This is a genomic window from Breoghania sp., from assembly GCF_030066895.1.
Lineage (GTDB): Bacteria > Pseudomonadota > Alphaproteobacteria > Rhizobiales > Stappiaceae > Breoghania.
The window spans coordinates 480,206-498,330 of the sequence record NZ_JASJAV010000001.1; the positions used below are offsets into that span (position 1 = coordinate 480,206).

General features: G+C 61.2%; 18 protein-coding genes and 6 pseudogenes. 13 read left to right on the forward strand and 11 right to left on the reverse strand.

The annotated features are described in order from the left end of the window. Positions 1-19: 19 nt before the first annotated feature. A complete protein-coding gene (locus tag QNJ43_RS02685) occupies positions 20-637 on the reverse strand; it encodes a DUF4336 domain-containing protein (protein WP_346432821.1) in 618 nt (205 codons plus the stop codon). Positions 638-934: 297 nt separating this feature from the next. On the opposite strand from QNJ43_RS02685, the gene QNJ43_RS02690 reads away from it, so the two are divergent. From QNJ43_RS02690 to folB, 4 genes are all read left to right on the forward strand, one after another. Further along, positions 935-1,123, forward strand: a complete 189-nt coding sequence (locus QNJ43_RS02690; protein WP_300467156.1) for a CidA/LrgA family protein — start codon at positions 935-937, stop codon at positions 1,121-1,123. A 5-nt stretch (positions 1,124-1,128) separates the two neighbouring features. After that, positions 1,129-1,296: a CidA/LrgA family protein gene (locus QNJ43_RS02695; protein WP_300467158.1), complete on the forward strand. Its 168-nt coding sequence runs from the start codon at positions 1,129-1,131 to the stop codon at positions 1,294-1,296. A gap of 13 nt (positions 1,297-1,309) precedes the next feature. Next, positions 1,310-1,771 carry an LrgB family protein gene (locus QNJ43_RS02700; RefSeq protein ID WP_300467160.1) on the forward strand — a complete coding sequence of 154 codons (462 nt, stop codon included), beginning with the start codon at positions 1,310-1,312 and terminating at the stop codon, positions 1,769-1,771. A 152-nt stretch (positions 1,772-1,923) separates the two neighbouring features. After that, entirely contained in the window at positions 1,924-2,283 is a 360-nt protein-coding gene (folB, locus tag QNJ43_RS02705) for a dihydroneopterin aldolase (protein ID WP_300467162.1), read from the forward strand. A gap of 40 nt (positions 2,284-2,323) precedes the next feature. On the opposite strand, the gene QNJ43_RS02710 is transcribed toward folB, so the two are convergent. The 4 genes and pseudogenes from QNJ43_RS02710 to QNJ43_RS02725 form a co-directional block, all read right to left on the reverse strand. Beyond that, positions 2,324-2,899 (reverse strand): HAMP domain-containing sensor histidine kinase, encoded by a 576-nt coding sequence (locus tag QNJ43_RS02710; RefSeq protein WP_300467164.1) that lies wholly within the window; start codon positions 2,897-2,899, stop codon positions 2,324-2,326. Positions 2,900-3,145: 246 nt separating this feature from the next. Beyond that, the gene (locus QNJ43_RS02715; protein ID WP_300467166.1) at positions 3,146-3,409 is read right to left on the reverse strand and encodes a hypothetical protein; all 264 of its coding nucleotides are present in this window, start codon (positions 3,407-3,409) and stop codon (positions 3,146-3,148) included. Continuing rightward, on the reverse strand, positions 3,406-3,606 hold the full coding sequence (locus tag QNJ43_RS02720; protein WP_300467168.1) for a hypothetical protein: 201 nt from the start codon (positions 3,604-3,606) through the stop codon (positions 3,406-3,408). Before QNJ43_RS02720 ends, QNJ43_RS02715 begins: the two co-directional genes overlap by 4 nt. Further along, positions 3,603-4,315 (reverse strand): annotated as a pseudogene (locus QNJ43_RS02725) (response regulator). The gene QNJ43_RS02720 and the pseudogene QNJ43_RS02725 overlap by 4 nt, the downstream one beginning before the upstream one ends. A 270-nt stretch (positions 4,316-4,585) precedes the next feature. On the opposite strand from QNJ43_RS02725, the gene QNJ43_RS02730 reads away from it, so the two are divergent. Next, positions 4,586-4,894 carry a hypothetical protein gene (locus tag QNJ43_RS02730; protein WP_300467170.1) on the forward strand — a complete coding sequence of 103 codons (309 nt, stop codon included), beginning with the start codon at positions 4,586-4,588 and terminating at the stop codon, positions 4,892-4,894. Positions 4,895-4,952: 58 nt separating this feature from the next. On the opposite strand, the gene QNJ43_RS02735 is transcribed toward QNJ43_RS02730, so the two are convergent. Continuing rightward, positions 4,953-6,485: an acyl-CoA carboxylase subunit beta gene (locus tag QNJ43_RS02735; protein WP_300467294.1), complete on the reverse strand. Its 1,533-nt coding sequence runs from the start codon at positions 6,483-6,485 to the stop codon at positions 4,953-4,955. Between the two features lie 400 nt (positions 6,486-6,885). On the opposite strand from QNJ43_RS02735, the pseudogene QNJ43_RS02740 reads away from it, so the two are divergent. The 6 genes and pseudogenes from QNJ43_RS02740 to QNJ43_RS02765 form a co-directional block, all read left to right on the forward strand. Beyond that, a pseudogene (locus QNJ43_RS02740) lies at positions 6,886-8,193 on the forward strand (circularly permuted type 2 ATP-grasp protein); the annotation flags it as partial. Positions 8,194-8,283: 90 nt separating this feature from the next. After that, positions 8,284-8,603 (forward strand): annotated as a pseudogene (locus tag QNJ43_RS02745) (alpha-E domain-containing protein). Further along, positions 8,600-8,899 carry an alpha-E domain-containing protein gene (locus QNJ43_RS02750; protein ID WP_300467172.1) on the forward strand — a complete coding sequence of 100 codons (300 nt, stop codon included), beginning with the start codon at positions 8,600-8,602 and terminating at the stop codon, positions 8,897-8,899. Before QNJ43_RS02745 ends, QNJ43_RS02750 begins: the two are co-directional and overlap by 4 nt. Then, a complete protein-coding gene (locus tag QNJ43_RS02755; protein ID WP_300467174.1) occupies positions 8,884-9,150 on the forward strand; it encodes an alpha-E domain-containing protein in 267 nt (88 codons plus the stop codon). The genes QNJ43_RS02750 and QNJ43_RS02755 overlap by 16 nt, the downstream gene beginning before the upstream one ends. 58 nt (positions 9,151-9,208) lie before the next feature. Next, positions 9,209-9,865 carry a transglutaminase family protein gene (locus tag QNJ43_RS02760; RefSeq protein ID WP_300467176.1) on the forward strand — a complete coding sequence of 219 codons (657 nt, stop codon included), beginning with the start codon at positions 9,209-9,211 and terminating at the stop codon, positions 9,863-9,865. A 231-nt stretch (positions 9,866-10,096) separates the two neighbouring features. Beyond that, positions 10,097-10,827, forward strand: a pseudogene (locus QNJ43_RS02765) (peptidase). A gap of 67 nt (positions 10,828-10,894) precedes the next feature. On the opposite strand, the pseudogene QNJ43_RS02770 reads toward QNJ43_RS02765, so the two are convergent. From QNJ43_RS02770 to QNJ43_RS02780, 3 genes and pseudogenes are all read right to left on the reverse strand, one after another. Next, a pseudogene (locus tag QNJ43_RS02770) lies at positions 10,895-11,663 on the reverse strand (SDR family oxidoreductase). A gap of 252 nt (positions 11,664-11,915) precedes the next feature. After that, the gene (locus QNJ43_RS02775) at positions 11,916-12,713 is read right to left on the reverse strand and encodes an ATP12 family protein (protein ID WP_300467178.1); all 798 of its coding nucleotides are present in this window, start codon (positions 12,711-12,713) and stop codon (positions 11,916-11,918) included. Continuing rightward, on the reverse strand, positions 12,710-13,399 hold the full coding sequence (locus tag QNJ43_RS02780) for an HAD-IA family hydrolase (protein ID WP_300467180.1): 690 nt from the start codon (positions 13,397-13,399) through the stop codon (positions 12,710-12,712). The genes QNJ43_RS02775 and QNJ43_RS02780 overlap by 4 nt, the downstream gene beginning before the upstream one ends. Before the next feature lie 159 nt (positions 13,400-13,558). Here QNJ43_RS02780 and QNJ43_RS02785 point away from each other — a divergent pair, with 159 nt between their 5' ends. Further along, complete coding sequence (locus QNJ43_RS02785) at positions 13,559-13,720, forward strand: hypothetical protein (RefSeq protein WP_300467182.1); 162 nt, start codon at positions 13,559-13,561, stop codon at positions 13,718-13,720. Between the two features lie 33 nt (positions 13,721-13,753). On the opposite strand, the gene QNJ43_RS02790 is transcribed toward QNJ43_RS02785, so the two are convergent. Together QNJ43_RS02790 and msrB are read right to left on the reverse strand one after the other, a co-directional pair. Further along, entirely contained in the window at positions 13,754-14,746 is a 993-nt protein-coding gene (locus QNJ43_RS02790; RefSeq protein ID WP_300467184.1) for an RluA family pseudouridine synthase, read from the reverse strand. Between the two features lie 90 nt (positions 14,747-14,836). Continuing rightward, positions 14,837-15,330: pseudogene (msrB, locus tag QNJ43_RS02795) on the reverse strand (peptide-methionine (R)-S-oxide reductase MsrB). A gap of 402 nt (positions 15,331-15,732) precedes the next feature. Here msrB and QNJ43_RS02800 point away from each other — a divergent pair. Next, on the forward strand, positions 15,733-18,096 hold the full coding sequence (locus QNJ43_RS02800; RefSeq protein WP_300467296.1) for a patatin-like protein: 2,364 nt from the start codon (positions 15,733-15,735) through the stop codon (positions 18,094-18,096). Positions 18,097-18,125: the final 29 nt, after the last annotated feature.

Here is an 18,125-nt window from a genome sequence, read left to right on the forward strand (position 1 = left end):
GACGAAGCGTTCCACGTACTCAATCGAGCAGCCAGGCGAAGGCGCGGCGCAATTCCACCGCGCCATCCCGCTCGTACCAGCGCCCGTGGGCCAGGATCACCCGTTCCGGATCAAGCGCGATCATCCGCTCCACCGCATGGCGCAGGTCACCCCTGTTTTCCGCGAAGGTCCGCCAGAGGTCGGACGGCATGGAGCCGTGCGGATCGAGCACACCGCCCAGGCGATAGAGCAAGCGCTTCGGCCAGCTTCCCACCTTTTCCGGCTCGAAATTTTCGATGAGATCGGTGAGGACCAGCGTCCGGCTGGGGTGATGAAAGAAATCGACCTCGCTCATGAAGGCGCCGGGGACAAGAATGGTTTCGATATCCGCGTCCCACGGATACCCTTCATCGGTATCGATCTCGAAGGCCGGGAAGTCGATACGCATATCGGCCTGCTCGCGGATGCGAGGGGCAAGCCAGACGTCTTCGGACGGAAAGGCCGCCCTCCATTCCGGCAACCACCAATAGTGGATCCGGTTGGGGCCGATCAGGTGACGGATCGGACCTTCCGCCTCCATCTGGCTCCTGAGCTTCGGTGTGAGCGGTGTCTGCGAATGGACGAACAGGTCGCCGTTGGAAAGCCGGACGACGGTCATCCAGGTGGCGAACGTCAGTTTCGGCCAAGGCAATCTGAAGTGAATCGTCGGACCGTCGACAATCCAGACATTGTCGGCAACTTGCTTCAGGCAATTAAGGGGTGGATAGGTGGACGTTGATCTAAACATGGCGCCTTGTGCTAAATTTCCGGGATTTGGCGCAATGGCGGCAACCAGGATGCATGACTATACATTGCGGCAATCCACGGTAGAACCGAGTTCGGTTTTGCACCAACCTCCAAATTGTTTCGTCACCATGAAAACGCGCGGCTCAGCCGACGCGTCAAACGTGCTTTCATGATAGCAGCTCTGACCATCCTTCTCCTGTGCCAGCTCATGGGCGAGATCATCGTCCGTCTCTTGAGCCTGCCCCTTCCCGGCCCGATCGCCGGCCTTGTCCTTCTCGCAGTTGGCCTGAGCATTCGTGGCAACGTCCCGGAAAATGCCGAGGCGCAGCCACCGGCATCCTGTGTAACCTTGCCCTGATGTTCGTGCCCGCCTCCGTGGGCATCATCACCCAGGTGCATGTGCTGGAAGCGCACAGCCTCGCCCTTGCGGCCTCCGTCGTCGTTTCCACAATCCTCGCCATGACGGTCACCGCGATCGTTTTCCGCTGGGCGACCTTGCGCGCCACTCCCGGCCACAAGAACGAGCGCTAGAGGAAGACCCGTCATGGTGAATGTCGAAAAACTTTGGGTCTATCTCGCCGAACAGCCGCTGATGTGGCTGGCGGTCACCCTTACCGCCTACACGATTGCGGACTGGATCGCCCTGCGCGCCAAGCGTCACCCGCTCGTCAATCCGGTCGTGATCTCGACCGCGATCATCGTCCTCGTGCTCAGTCTGTCGGGCACGGACTACAAGACCTACTTCAGCGGGGCGCAGTTCGTTCATTTCATGCTCGGACCGGCCACGGTCGCGCTTGCCATTCCGCTGGTGGACAACCTTCCGCAAATCCGGCGCGCGGTCATTCCCATTATGCTCGCGCTGACGGCAGGATCCGCAACCGCCATCGTTTCGGCCGTCGGCACCGCCTGGCTCTTTGGCGCACCGCGCAACCTGCTGATGTCGCTCGCGCCCAAATCCGTCACAACGCGCTTGCGGGCACTTTCGCAGGTCTTGCAATGGGGCTGAACGGTCTGATGACCGCGCTTCTGGTGCCGTTTCTCAACGACTTCTTCTGAACGGAGGAAGGCGGACGTCCCGCGGGAGGCAAGACCACCGCTGGCCTTTGAGCGCACAATGCGCTAAAGCCCGCCTTTCCCCCACACGTACCGGGCACCCCGATGGACCGCATCATTCTGGAAGATTTGAACTTCTTCGCCTATCACGGCGTTTATGACGAAGAAACGCGCCTCGGCCAGCGCTTTCACGTCGATCTGACCATCTGGGCAGACCTGTCGAAAGCAGCCGAAAGCGACAATTACGACGACGCCATCTGCTACGCGCACATCACCCGCACTGTCGAAGAAGTCGTGATGGGACGTCGGTTCAAGCTGATCGAACGCCTCGCCCAGACAATCGCGGACGCCGTTCTGGCCGATAAGCGCATCAAACGGGTTGCCGTGCGCGTGCACAAACCCGGTGCCCCGCTTCCCATCGCCACCGGTAGCGTGTCGGTCTCCATCGAGCGCGAGCAGTCCTGAAGGGCCGGAGGCGGGAAATCCCGCCTCTCTTGCGCCATGCTCACTTACGTTTAAGCGGCAATTCCACCCGAACGGTCAATCCGCCGCCAGGCGTATCGAGCAGCGTGAACGCGCCGCCGTATCCCCAGACGATCGACCGGCAGATTGCCAGTCCGAGCCCGAAGCCCATGGCCCAGTCCTTGTTGCGCGCGACATCACCGCTCACAAAAGGCTCCAGCATCGCGGTCTTGTTCTCATCGGCTATGCCGGGCCAGTAATCGACCACATCGACGCGGGCCATACCGTCCTCCACCACCAGACGGATCATGCCGTCTCCACTGTGCTTGAAGGCTTTGTCGGCCAGATTCGAGAACACGCGGAGCAATTCCGACGGCCTCCCTTCGACCGGCACCCGGCCCGAAACACCCTCCAAAGGCAGATCCTGACCGAGATCGGCGAACTGATCGCTGACGGTCGACAGCAGGCTCGCCAGATCGACCGATACCGTCGCCTCGCCGCTGCGCCCCTCGCGCAGATAGGTGAGCGTGCTCTGCAACAGCACATTTATGTGGTCGAGATTGTCGACGAAGGCCTGCCGGAGGGCATCGTCCTCTACATAATCGGCGCGAAGCCGCACCGATCGCGGCCAGCATGCGCACCTGATTTTTCAAAAGATGATCAATCCGGTGCTGCATCCGATTGAGAGCAGAGGCCACGCGGCGGACTTCCGCTGGACCTTCACGCGGCAGAGCTTCCGGCTCCACCGTATCGCTGCCGAACCGCTCCACCGCAGCGGCCAGCCGCTGCAGCGGACGGATCAACTCGTGAGCAGCCCAACCGATGAGAACGATGAGAGTGACCGCAGGAAACAACCCTGTCACGATCACAGGGCCGCCCCAGCTTGGCACCGGCGGCAGGAGAACCCCGTTGCCAGCAGGATCTTGCCGTCATCCAGCCGGAAGGCCATCCGGGTCGTATCGTCAACCCGCTCCTGGGTGGAGAGGCCGATATCGAACTGAGGGCCCAATTCCTCGATAAGGGGGATCGGAACATCTTGCCCCGACCAGTAGAATCCCGAAACCTCCTGATCGGTCAGAACCAGATTGAGGTCGGGATCACCTTCGTTGAGGGCTTGCAGGCTGTTCATGCGGTTCTCGCCCGACAATCGGTCGAGAACCACACAGCCGCGGCAACCCGATGCATCTGACCGGGCACGTCTTCGCTCTTGCCGCTGCCAAAGGCGAAATAGAGGAAGATAACCCCGTGGATCACGATCAAAGACGCAACGAGCGCAACGGCCATCCGCCCGGCGACACCGCGCGGCAGAGGCAAGCGCAAACTCATTCCGCGGCAGCCTCCACGGACTCACCGACGAACTCGTAGCCACCCGATCGAACGGTACGGATCAACCGGGGCTGGCCCGTATCGCTTTCCATCTTGCGCCTCAACCGGCTGATCAGGATGTCCACGCTGCGTTCATTGGGACCGGCAACGCGTCCCTGGGTCAAATCGATGAGCTGTTCGCGGCTGAGCGCCCACCCCGCACGCTCCACCAGTACCTGCAGCAGATCGAACTCCGCCGGCGTCAGCATGACCAGCGCGCCGTCCACATTGGTCAGGATACGCTGGCGGGTATCCATCGTCCATCCGGAGAAGATCAGCCGCTTGCCGCGCACCACCACTTCGTTGGCCGACAGCATCGCTCGACGCAGAAGCGCCCGCGCCCGAGCGACAAGCTCGCACGCATTGAACGGCTTGGGCAGATAGTCATCCGCTCCGATCTCAAGCCCGACCACCCGATCGACGTCGTCGCCACGGGCCGAAACAATGAGAATTGGAATGGCCGACGACGGCACAGGCTCAGCCCGTCCTCGCCCGGCAGCATCACATCCAAAACGATCAGATCGATGCGTGACGAATTCAGGTAGGCATCCATTTCCCGCCCATCAGCAACCTGTGTAACGCACCATCCCTCAGCGCTCAGGGTGCGAGAGACGAGAGCTCTAATTTCACGGTCGTCTTCGACGACAAGAACATTGGCAGATGAGAACATGATGGCGAGATTATGCAGAAAACTCGCGCCCCGTCAGGCATTTATTTATTTCCAAGAGTTTCCGCAAAGACGGTCGTGCGCTGCGCTTCGTCGTCTTCCTTGAATGCCGTCACGTCGCTTTTTCGTAACCTGCATCATGGTGTTACAGCCGAAGATCGCTTATCAGCAAAAAATCAACGACCGCCATGCGCGACGAGGCGGGGAGCTAAAGGGAAGTAAAGCCAAACATTTCCGCCCCTCACCCAACGCGACCATGACAGGAGACATTCAATGCGCAGCCCCTTCGTCGGCACGCTTCTTTTCCTCACTGCCGCCGCCCTCGGCACAAAGGCCGGAACCGCCTACGCGCGCGCCGACACACACACTCTAACCTGTGCACAAGTGCAGGCTCTCGTGCGCGATAGAGGCGCAATCACGGTCACGACGGGGGCCCACACCTACGAGCGGGTCGTCGCCGACAAGGGCTATTGTCTGCGTATGGAGATCACCCAGCCCGCCTACGTGCCCTCAAACGATTCTCGCCAGTGCTTCGCCGGGTTTCGCTGTGTGCCGATCACCATCCTGAAAATGTACGACTGACGCACAGAATGCGGAGAGGAGGACGAGGCCGCGCTCCCTCTCTCCTCCCGCCGACATTTTACAGAGGAATGTTGTCGTGCTTCTTCCACGGTAACTCGTCTTTCTTGGTGCGCAACATTGCCAGCGCCCGGGAAACCCGCCGCCGCGTGGAATGCGGCATGATCACCTCGTCGATATAACCGCGCTCGGCAGCCACGAACGGGTTGGCGAAGCGATCCTCGTATTCCTTGGTCCGCTCAGCGATCTTTTCCTTGTCGTTGAGTTCCGCGCGATAAAGGATCTCCACCGCGCCCTTGGCCCCCATCACGGCGATTTCGGCCGTCGGCCAGGCATAGTTGATATCGCCGCGGATGTGCTTGGAACTCATCACGTCATAGGCGCCGCCATATGCCTTGCGGGTGATGACGGTCACTTTCGGGATGATCGCTTCCGCATAGGCGAACAGCAGCTTCGCCCCGTGCTTGATCAACCCACCATATTCCTGCACCGTTCCCGGCAAAAAGCCCGGCACGTCGACAAAGGTGACGATCGGAATATTGAAGCAATCGCAGAAGCGCACAAAACGCGCCGCCTTGCGGCTGGCATCGGAATCGAGCACGCCCGCCAGCACCATCGGCTGATTGGCCACGATCCCCACCGTACGTCCTTCGATGCGCCCGAAGCCTGTCACGATGTTGGCGGCGAACTTCTCCTGCAACTCGAAGAAATCGCGCTCGTCCAGAACCTTGCAGATCAGTTCCTTCATGTCGTAGGGTTTGTGCGGATTGGCCGGGACCAGCGTGTCCAGGCTCTTCTCAAAGCGCGACGGATCGTCGACAACGGAAATCTCCGGACCGTCCGCCAGATTGTTCATCGGCAGATAGTCGATCAGACGCCGCATCTGCTGTAGCGCGTCGACGTCGTTGTCATAGGCGCCGTCGGCGATAGACGACTTGGTGGTGTGGATCGAAGCCCCGCCCAGTTGCTCCGCTGTGACCGTCTCGTTCGTCACGGCCTTCACCACATCCGGGCCGGTGACGAACATGTGGGAGGTATCGCGCACCATGAAAATGAAATCGGTCATGGCGGGCGAATAGACGTCACCGCCCGCACACGGTCCCATGATGAGCGAAATCTGCGGGATGACGCCGGACGAGGTCACGTTGCGCTGGAAGACCTCGCCGTAACCCCCGAGCGCAGCCACACCTTCCTGAATACGCGCGCCGCCCGCATCGAACAGACCGATGATCGGGGCGCGATTGCGCAAGGCCATGTCCTGGATCTTGGTGATCTTTTGGGCATGGGTTTCCGAAAGGGAACCGCCGAAGACGGTAAAGTCTTTGGAGAAGACATAGACCGTTCGACCGCTGATCGTGCCCCAGCCGGTGACGACACCGTCGCCCGGTATGTGGCTCTCCTCCATGCCGAAATCGGTGCAGCGATGCTGCTTGAACATGTCGTATTCTTCGAAGGATCCCTCATCGAGCAGAATGTCAATGCGCTCGCGCGCGGTCAGTTTTCCGCGCTTGTGCTGCGCCTCGATACGCCGCTCTCCGCCGCCCAACCGCGCCACATCCCGCCGCCGCTCGAGCTCCGCCAGGATCTCATTCATCGTCGACACTCCTCCACTACCTTCCTCTGAAGCAGGCTATTAGCACGCGCGGCGATTCCGGCAAAGCACGCCGTTTGCCGGAATCGGCAACATGCCGCACCCTGAGAACTCCACAATTCATCTTATTTGCCTAATTTTCGAGCACTTACAGTGCTACATTTGTCCCTGGCGAGAGTGATAGAATTTGCAATGATTTTAGGCAACTAACGCAGTGGAACGAACCAAACGGCCAGTATTGCATTCTTAACGCAAGGACACCTTGGAGACGGAGACATCATACTCTCATGGCCAACACGAGCTTTTTCAACGAGATGCTGACAAATGACGGAACTCCGCGCGCCGCCTACCGGCAACTCGAAAACTGGCTGGAACAGATTCCCAACAAAGACTCAAGCGCCTTTCCAGCGAAGCGGAGACGATATTCCGCCGCCACGGCATCACCTTCGCCGTCTATGGCGCCGACGAGGAAACCGAACGCCTCATTCCCTTCGACATCGTTCCCCGCATTCTTGATTCGCGCGAATGGTGCAGGCTTTCCGCCGGCATCGACCAGCGCGTGTGCGCGCTCAACGCGCTCATCCACGATCTCTATCATCGCCAGGAAATCATCCGCGCCCGGCGCCTGCCCTCCGAACTGGTGGTTCAGAACGAGGCGTTCCTGCCCGAGATGGTCGGCCATACGCCCGCCCGGCAGGTCTATGCCCACATCATCGGCACGGATCTCGTCCGCGTCTCCGAAAACGAATTCTACGTGCTGGAAGACAATACCCGCACCCCGTCAGGCGTCTCCTACATGGTGGAGAACCGGGAAACGATGATGCACATGTTTCCCGAGCTGTTCCAAAGCCACCGCGTAGCACCGATCGAGCATTATCCGGAACTGTTGCGCGAAACGCTGGAAAGCGTCGCACCGCCCGCCTGCGACGGCTCGCCGACCATCGCGGTCCTCACCCCCGGCATATACAACTCCGCCTACTATGAGCACGCCTTCCTGGCCGACACGATGGGCGTGGAACTGGTGGAGGGACGCGATCTCTTCGTCAATGACGGCTATCTCTACATGCGCACCACGCGCCAGTCGGAGCGCGTCAACGTGCTCTACCGCCACATCGACGACGCCTATTTGGATCCCCTCACCTTCCGCCCCGATTCAACGCTCGGCGTTCCGGGAATTTTCGACGTCTATCGCGCAGGACACGTGACCATCACCAATGCGCCGGGCTCCGGGATCGCCGACGACAAGGCGATCTTACTTCTACATGCCGGAGGTGATCGAGTTCTACACCGGCGAAAAGCCGATCCTGAACAACGTCCCGACCTGGAAATGCGAGGATAAGGACAGCCTGGCCTACGTGCTCGAGCACCTGGAAGAGCTGGTCGTGAAGGAAGTCCATGGCGTGGGCGGTTACGGCATGCTCGTCGGGCGCCCACCTCATCCAAGAAAGAGCGCGCCGCCTTTGTGAAGAAGCTGAAGGCACAACCGAGCAACTACATCGCGCAGCCGACATTGGCGCTGTCCGCCTGCCCGGCCTTCGTCGGCGCAAGCATTGCACCGCGCCATGTGGATCTGCGGCCTTATGTTCTTGTCGGCGACAAGGTGCGCATCACGCCCGGCGGGCTCACCCGCGTCGCTCTCAAGAAGGGATCGCTCGTCGTCAATTCCAGCCAGGGAGGCGGCACCAAGGATATCTGGGTGCTGGAAGATTGATGGATAAGACAGATACGAAAGGCGCGTCATGCTAGGTCGTACCGCCAGTTCACTGTCCTGGCTTTCACGCTATGTGGACGCTCCGAGGATATGGCCCATCTGCTTGATGTGAGCTATCGCATCTCACTGCTTCCCGGCATCAGCAACGGCGGCCACAGGGCGGACTGGAATTCCACCCTGGTCAGCGCCGGATGCGACTGGGGCTTCAAGCAGAAATACGACGAGGTGAACGAGCGCGACGTCGTCAACTACATGCTGTTTGACGGGAAAACCCATCGAGCATGCGCTCCTGCCTGCGCACAGCGCGCGACAATGCGCGTTCCGTCCGCACCGCTTTGACGCGGGAAATGTGGGAGAGCCTCAACACCACCTGGATCGAGTTTTCTCCGACGTCAAGCCGCATCACATGACGCGCAACAAGCTGCCGACCCTACTCGACTGGATCAAGGAACGCTCCATGTTGTTCCGCGGCGCAATGCTAGGCACCAGCCTGCGCAACGACACCTTCCATTTCAGCCAGTTCGGCGCCTTCATCGAACGCGCGGACAACACCTCGCGCATTCTCGATGTGAAATACCACCTGCTCCTGCCGCAAAACGAGATGATCGGCGGCGGCATGGACAATTACCAGTGGTCGACGATCCTCAGATCCGTCTCCGCCCACCGCAACTCCGGCCGAACCCCTGGCACGTGGCGGAGTTCCTGATCCTGCGCCGCGAGATGCCCCGCTCGCTGCTTCATTGCTACAACTGGCTGAACGAGAGCACGACTGGGCTGGAGCAGCTTTATGCCGAACACAGCCCCTCGATGGATATCGCACGCGAGACCTACGACACCTTGCGCAACGGGGACATGAACTCGATCTTCTCCGACGGGCTGCACGAATTCCTGCAGAATTTCATTACGTGCAACAACAAACTGACGACGGCCCTCGCAACCAACTATAACTTCGCCTGAACCGGGCTTCCCGCTCGATGCTTTCCACCTGACACCCAATGAAGCCTGCGACAGGCCCTTGCTGGACGGACCGATGCGCATCGAAATCAGCCATTCCACCCACTACCGATATGGCGCACCGGTCTCACAATCGGTTCAGCACTTGCGCCTCACCCCGCCCTCCGATACCTGCCAGAGCATCCTGGACTGGCACATCGAGACCCCGGGCATGGAGAAGGCGCTGGCCTACAACGACGCCTTCGGCAATGTGGTCCACCTGATCTCGCAGGGCCGCATTGGCGACACCATGACCATCACCGCATCGGGCACGGTGGAGACGCGCGACAATCACGGCGTGATCGGCCATCTGCCGGAGATGATGCCGCCCCGCGTCTACCTGCGCCAGACCGAGCTGACGCATCCAAATGCCGGCATCCGCAAGCTCGCCTCCCTCGTCGACCAACCGGATGACGTCGCCAGCTTCCACAAGCTGATGGACAAAATCCGTGATCAGATCACCTATCGCGTCGGCGTCACGGAACCCCATATGGCTGCGGCCGAGGTATTGGACCCGGGCGAAGGCGTCTGTCAGGACCATGCTCACATCTTCATCGCGGCGGCACGTCATGCGGGCGTGCCTGCACGCTACGTCTCCGGCTACCTGTTTCTGGAGGACGACGAATCCTCCGAGGCCCATCACGCATGGGCGGGGGTTCTGATCGAACAGCTCGGCTGAGTAGGCTTCGACGTCTCCAACGGCATCTCGCCGACGGACCACCACGTACGCCTTTCGGTGGGCCTCGATTCCCGTTCCGCGGCTCCGATTCGCGGTGTACGCTGGGGCGGTGCACAAGAGGCGCTGGCCGTGGAGATTCGCGTTGATCGTGCCGCGCAACAGCAACAGAAATAACAACCACTTGCCGCGCAGAGCGGGAACTGATCTTCGCGGGCGTTCTGAGGAACGGAAATGACCTATTGCGTCGCGTTGCGGCTCGAGCGCGGTCTGGTATTCGCCGCCGACACCCGCACCAATGCGGGACTCGACAACATCGCCACGTTCCGCAAGCTTCACATCTTCGAAAAAAGGGCGACCGCGTCATCACCATGTGCGCAGCGGGCAACCTTGCGGTGACGCAATCCGTGGTGTCGCTGCTGCACGAGCACGCCCACGACGAAACGATCTCCCAGCCCACCATCATGACCGCCTCGACCATTTTTCAGGTCGCACGCGTGGTCGGCCAGGCAGTGCGCGACGTCCGTACCATCGACGGGGAGGCGCTGGCCGCCAACAGCGAGAATTTCGGCGTTTCCTTCCTGCTCGGCGGTCAGATCGGCAAGGAGGCCCTTCGCCTCTTCCAGATCTATGCGGCAGGAAACTTCATCGAGGCGACCGACGACACGCCCTTCTTCCAGATCGGCGAACACAAATACGGCAGGCCGATCCTGGACCGTGTCACCCGTTCCGACATGACGCTCGGCGATGCGGCAAAGCTTGTGCTGATCTCATCCGATTCAACACTGCGCTCCAACCTCTCCGTCGGCATGCCGATCGATCTCCTACTCTATAACCGCGATACGCTGGAGGTGAACCGCCAGACCCGCATCGAGCAGGACGACCCGTATTTCAGACAGTTGTCAAACAGCTGGTCGGACGCCTTGCGCGACGCCTTCTCCCACTTGCCGCGATTCGACGTGTGAGGAACAAGGAAACGTGCGCGCCCTTCGGAGAGGGAACGCGCAAATTCTTTCGAACCAATATCGGACTTCAGAGAAAATCCATGACGCCGCCTTCAACACGGAGGCTTGCGCCCGTGGTGGCGGAGGCCTGTTCGGAACAGGCGTAGACGATCATGTTGGCGACCTCTTCCACCGTTGCCGCGCGCTGAATGATCGAGCTCGGACGGTGCGCCATGATGAAGCTCTTGGCTGCCTCTTCCAAGCTCTTGCCCGTCTTCTTCATTTCCTCCTCCATGATGGCCGCGAAACCATCTCTCAGCGTCGGTCCCTGCAGCACGGAGTTGACCGTCACGCCCGTGCCCACCAGTCGCTTGGCAAGACCGCGCGCGAATGCGACGTCGGAGGCTTTGGACACGCCGTAATGAATCATGTCGGAGGGAATGTTGAAGGACGATTCCGAACCCAGCATGATGATCCGGCCCCAGCCCTTCTTCACCATCGCAGGCACCAGCGCCCGGCAAAGCCGCACCGGGCCCATCACGTTGACCTGCCAGTGCTGTTCCCAGACCTCGTCATCACCCTCGAAAAAGTCCGAAGTCTCGAAGATCCCGGCATTGTTGACGAGGATCGACGTGCTCGATGGACTTCACCAACCGCTCGCAGCCTCCGACGGAGGAAAGATCCCCCGAGATACCGCGCGCGCCGATCTTTCCGGCGGCAGCGGAGGTGCTCTCCTCGCTGCGGCCGTTCACGATCACGTCGGCCCCGGACTCTGCGAGCGCCTTTGCCGTGGCAAAGCCGATCCCCTTGGTCGCCCCCGTCACCAAGGCGACCTTTCCTGTGAAGTCGAGCTTCATTCTTTTGTCCTTTCGGAATTCGTCGGAGAAACTGATCCTCGCCCGAACGGCGCGGATGCCGCTCAGAGCGGCAAACGGACGGCACAACTCGTCGTTGCATACAGTCTTGTATGTGGGGTATCAGGCCTCGGCGACAACATCCGAAATGGAATAAATTTGATTACAAGATCATATAGATAGAGAAAAGTGCCGATCCTCTCGCAAGGACGCTGCGAAATCGCATCGTTCACGAAAAACGGCGAGAACGCCGTATCAGCGAGGATCCTGCCGCCCGACCATCGCCTTCAGAATCAACACCGCAGCATCGAACTCCGCCCGCTTGCATTCCCGATGCTGCATGGCTTCCGCGTCCTGCCCCCACAGTTCCGCGTTCCAATCCTCATCGACGTGCGCAGCCGCCCAGGTTCGGTCGGCATCAATCTCACCGGCGGCAAGCGCCAGCGCCAGAAGGACGGATCCCGTTAGCGTCGTCACCGTATGAAGCGCGGCCAGTTCCAGTGCTCCGAACCGGCCGACGGCCTCGCGCACCGTGGCGAGTGCATCCTCGGGCTGATCGACCGGCATGATGCCTTCCACCAGCATGAGGCGTGCGCCGAGTCCGCTTTCCGCCCAGGCCAGCACCGGGCCCCAAGTATCGGTCTGACGGGCCACAAGCCGGTCCGGGCCTTCGGCGCGATAACACAGCAGGTCGGACCCGGCATAAGCGGCCACCGCCTCGACGACTTCCCCGTGCCGGGCAGGCACCGCTTCGATCCCCGAATTGACGATACGCGTCAGATGCATGGTATCGGGATCGATGACCTCGACCTGCGCCCGCCATTCCTCGGCCACCGCCTTCGCCAGACCGGCCAGAGGCAGCGCGAGGGTCAGTTTCCCAGGCGTCTTGACTGGTCGAGCGTCGAGAAGGACCACATGTCCCTGGTCACGCTCTTCGACTGTCACGTCCTTGTAGAAGCGCTTGGGCAGCGCCGGGTGCATCAGCTCCTGCGCCTTGTGTATCGGATCGCTGCCGGCCTGCGCTTCGTGCTCTTCGAAAGTCTCACGGCTCATGCGATGCCCTCGATCTGCCAACCGAACTTGCGGCCGAGTTCCGGCACCAGATCGGCGAAATCATCAAGAATAGTGGCCGCCCCGGCCTGCGTCAGAAGCGGGCGGTCGTGATAGCCCCAGGAAACGCCCATCCCGGTCACTCCGGCATTGCGTGCCATCGCCACGTCATAGCTGGTATCGCCATAGCTGGTATCGCCGATCATGACGGTATTTTCCGGTGAGGCCCCGGTCTCCTCTTCCATGGCTTGCAGGATCATGCCCGGATGCGGCTTGGAGGGCGCGCGGTCGGCCGTCTGGATGGTCACGAGACGATCGTGCACCTCGACCATACGAACCACCCCGCGCAACGCCTTGCCAGTGGCAACGCCCAGAAGCACGTCATCGCGCGCATGAAGCGCATCGATCGCCGCACGAGCACCGGGATAAAGCGGATCCAGCCCGCCGCCCACCTTGCGCTCGGCGATCTTCGAGGCCCGGTAGACCTCCGCCATCTGAGGCACGAGATGCCGGTGCTCGTCTTCGACAAGCCGATCGATTGCCACTTCCAGCGAGAGCCCCACGATCCCCAGTGAGGCCGCGCGCGGCGGCACCAGCCCGACCGCGGAAAAGGCGGCGTCCATCCCGGAAACGATGGTGTCCTGGCTGTCGACGAGCGTGCCGTCGCAATCGAATATGATGAGATACATGTGCGTGCCGAAGCTGTTCCTTGAGGCCCCGATGTGGCGGCTTTTCCGTCCCCGGTCAAGGGCGGGAGCCGTGTTCGCCCTGCCGCCTCACCGCTGGACACATCCCGCAGGGACGCCTATTGGTCGGCCGCAGACAGATCTCCAGCCAGGCGGGGAATCGTGACCAAGGCCATCGTTCTGTTCTTCGCGCTCATTGCGCTCATCCAGATCATCCGCCCGCTCGGGTGGCCGGGTCTGAAACGTCGCAAGGATGCCTGGAAGCTCGTGGCCGCCGGTTTCGCCCTGTCGGTCGTGGTAGTCGGCTGGTCGCTGACGCGCTGAAAACGACGGTGCCTCGACCAGAGATCCGGGATCTCACACCTCTTCTTCATCCTCTTCCGGATCATAATCGGACGTATCGAAGCCAAGCAGGTTCCACGACTGCTGCATATGCGGCGGCAGCGGAGCGGTGACGTCGAGCTTTCCGCCCCGCGTGGGATGCGGAATGATGATCCGACGGGCCAGCAGATGCAGCTTGTTCTGCATGCCACCCGGCATTTCCCAGTTCTCAATATCAAAATATTTCGGATCGCCGATGATCGGATGGCCGATATGGGCGGTGTGCGCGCGAAGCTGATGGGTGCGCCCGGTAACAGGTTTCAGGCTCAGCCAGGAGAGATTCGGCCCCGCATTGTCGACCACCGAATAGAAGGTCATCGCGTGCTGGGCGTCCTCGTCCCCGTGATGCACGATCGCCATCTTCTCGCCGTGCTCCTCGCAGGCGAGATAGGTCGAGATCTTGCCCTGACGCTGCTTCGGCACGCCCTTGACGAGCGCCCAGTAGACCTTGCGGGCCGAGCGCGCACGAAACGCCTTGGTGAGCGCCTTAGCGGACTTGCGCGACCGCGCCACCACGAGGCACCCCGCCGTATCCTTGTCGAGCCGGTGAACGAGACGCGGCTTGTCGCCCGACTTCGTTGCAAAGGCACTCAGCATGCCATCGATATGGCGCTTGGTGCCGGACCCGCCCTGCACCGCCAGACCGGCGGACTTGTTCAGCACCATCAGGTCCTTGTCCTCATAGAGGATCATCGCCTCGATGGCCGCGCGATCGTTGTCTGAGATCTTTTTCGGCGCCTGTTTTTCCACCTTCCGGGGATCGACGCCGAGCGGCGGGATGCGGATCTTCTGGCCGGCCGCCACCCGCGTATCGGTCTTGGCGCGGCCGCCGTCGACGCGCACCTGACCGGTGCGGACGATCTTCTGCAGTTGCCCGAAGCCGAGACCGGGGAAATTGCTCTTGAACCACCGGTCGAGACGCATTCCGGCTTCATCTGAGGTAACGGTGCGGGTTTCGATGCCGCTCATATCGAGGTGCTTTCGCTGGCGTTGGTATTTGCGCGCCTTATAGCCTCAGCGCGACAGGAACGCCATTCCCGCGCCGGGAGAATTCGTTCCTCAAGCGGGTTTGAAGACCAGAACCACACCGTTGATGCAATGCCGCTTGCCGGTCGGCGGCGGATCGTCATCAAAAACATGGCCCAGATGCCCGCCGCACCGACTGCAATGCTCTTCGGTGCACGCGAAGAAGAGCCTGTAATCCTTCCGGTAGGCAACAGCATCGGGCAAGGCCCGTTTAAAACTCGATCAGCCTGTCCCGCTGTCGAACTTGTCCTTCGATGAGAACACCGCCAGGTCGCAGCCTGCGCAATGGAAGGTTCCCTCACGCTTTTCATCATTCAGCGGACTGGTGAAGGCCGGTTCCGTCGCTTCCTCGCGCAGGACGGCATACTGCTTGTCCGTTAGAAGCTTGCGCCATTTTTCTTCCGAATGAGATACCTCGAACGATCCATCCGTTTCCGCCTTGACCGAATAATAGGCGCCACCGTCCAGAGCACCGCGACGGCTCCGCCGAGAAGCATCTTCCGTCTGCTGATCGTTCTGCCCACCATGATGTTCCTCCAGGTTTTCAAAAGCGCCGCCCGTATCGGTCGCCCGGACAGGTACGGCACCTCGCCTCCCATGTGGAAGTGCATGTCCTCGTTGCCACCACCTTTACGCCAAGACGCAGTATCGCGGCGATCAGATCTCCTTGAAGAGATTGTGAGCCGACACATCCTCAATCAGGACCCAGTCTCCTCCAAATCCGGGGATGCCGTAGCGGTTCTCCCCATCACTGACGATGACAAGCGACAATACATCCGCGCAAAAAGGCGTGAATTCACGATAGGCTTACGTTTGTTGAGCGATAGTCCGGGCAACACGACGTTCGGGGACTGCAGGAAGTTTCCATGAAGGAACTGGAGCTGCGTCTGGCCTTGGTTTTCTACGGTGGCGTTTCCCTCGCCATCTACATGCACGGCGTTTCACGCGACGTGCTGGCCCTTGTGCGCGCCTCCGCCACCCGACATCGCGACAACGGCACAGATCCGGCCCCCGACGACACAACGTCTCCCCTGGAAGCCGCTTGGGCGAAGCTTTTCGACGCTCTTTCAAACCGCGTCGAACTGTGTGTCGTGGTCGATGCCATATCCGGGGCCTCGGCAAGCGGCGTGAACGGCATCATGCTCGCCCGCGCGCGCCCACGACCTGCCGCTCACCGATCATCGCGTCCTGTGGCTCGAAAATGCCGATGTTACCCGCCTCGCCAAGCCCCAGGACGGGCTCATCCGGTATCTCAAGCGCTCTGTCACCCCCGTCATCGACAGGCGAGTCACCACCACACTGAAAAGTCAGATCGACGATCCCGAGACACGGGAGAAACTGCGCGCCTTCGTCCAGTTGCGCTGGTTCACCCCGACCTTTTCCGACAAACGCTTCGCGGGCTGGATGCTCGATGCCTGCGCGCACATGGATGCCCATTGGAAGCCGGGTGCCAGCCTTCTTCCGCGCGGCCAGCGGCTCGACCTGTTCGTGACGTTGACCGATTTTCACGGAGAACGCCGCAAGATCCTGGTGGAGGGCTCCACCGAGCTGGAAGAGACCAACCACCGCCGGATCCTGCACTTCCGCGCCGACCATCGCGCCAAGGGCATCGTCAGCGACATGGGAGCGAGAACGTGGCCGACATTATTTTCATTTTCGCCGCGCGTGCCACCGCCTCCTTTCCCGGCGCCTTTCCGCCTGCGACCGTCGCCGAGATGGACGAATTGCTGGCCGAGCGCGGAGATCCCTGGCCGGATCGAGACAGGTCCCTGCGCCACACGCTCGGCATCGATCCGGACGATCCCATCCCCAGCGTCTTCGTTGACGGCTCGGTCGTCATGAACAAGCCGTTTGCGCCGGCGATCGGCGAGCGCCCGGCCATGCGCGAAGTGGTGCGCCGCCTGATCTATATCGATGCGATACCGGAGACGGAGCGCCGCCCGGTCGACAGGGAAACGGTGCCGGGCTTCTTCCGCATCATCCTCGCCTCGCTCGCCCATATCCCGCGCAGCGAACCGGTCGGGGACGAACTGGCGGGCATCGAGGAAGCGAACCGCAAGGCCCGCCATCTAAGCGACCTGATCACCGCGACCGACCCTTTTGTGACCAGCGAAGTCGCGACGATCCTGAGCCGCGGCGGCAACGATGCCCCGGCCACGCAACACATATGCGCCTGTCGTCGGGAAGCGAACGCCAAGGCCCACCATCAGGCGGGCTTCATGCACCTGCCCTATCTGAAACTGAAGCTCGCAGCCCTGTCCGACCATCTGGCGGAGCTTATTGCGCGACTTGCGGACACCGACGACACGCTCTCCCTGACCCGGTCGTTGGAGCGACGGATCACCGCCTACCTGAACCGTCTGGAAGAAAAGGCGCGCCGCCTTGATGCGGGCCAGGAAGAGGCGATGGGAGCCGTACCGGAGCCCATCGTGAACCTGCTGCGCGATCTGGACGTCGACTACCGGATCCGGCGTCTGCGCTTCGTCATCCGCCGCCTGAACGGACTCTACCATCGCCCTGAAATTCGTACCTTCGAGAAATCCTCTCAACGCATGGATGAACTGAAGGCAACGCTCTACGAACAGATCGAGCATCTCGCGCTCTACTGGCAGCCGAACCACCACGACGAGGATCTGCGCCAGATCGCGCGCGATCTGTGTGCGGACGACGACAACGACGACAAGCAGCTCAAGATCTTCTTCGGCGCCTTTGCGCGCACCACCGCCCTGCCCACACTCGACGATCTGCATGACGACATCTTTTCCGTGGTCAGCTTCGCCTTCATCGCCGCCCCGCTGCGCCGCCGCCTCAGCGAGGCCTATATCGGCTTCGCGTTCTACGATCTGGTGACCTTCCCCGTGATGCATCGCAGGGAATTCACCGAGGTGAACGAGATCCTCGTGGAGCGGATATCCGCGGCGGATCCCGGCGCGCTCAACGACGAGCCGGGCAAGCTGAAGGGCGTCGCCCTGTCGCTTTTCGGAGCCTTCTTCAACCGGGCCTGGCGCGAGCACGACCATCTGTGGGGACGGCTCAATGCCGCCGACCGGCTGTTTTCCACGGTCCTGACCGCGATCGGCGAACACGCCCCGCAAGGGCTTCAGACCGAAGCCCTGCGCAGAAACCTCTTTGAGGCCATTCTGGAAGAAGAAGAGGCCAACCTGACCGCAGATCCCACGCTCATCGCCCACATTCGCGAACATATTGCCGTGATGAGCGAGAAAAACCGCACCGCTCTGCCGAATTACCAGGAGGATCGACCGGCTGCCGGTTTGCATTGCAGCGGCTCGTGAACTACGTTCGCGCTTTCTGACCCTAGCGA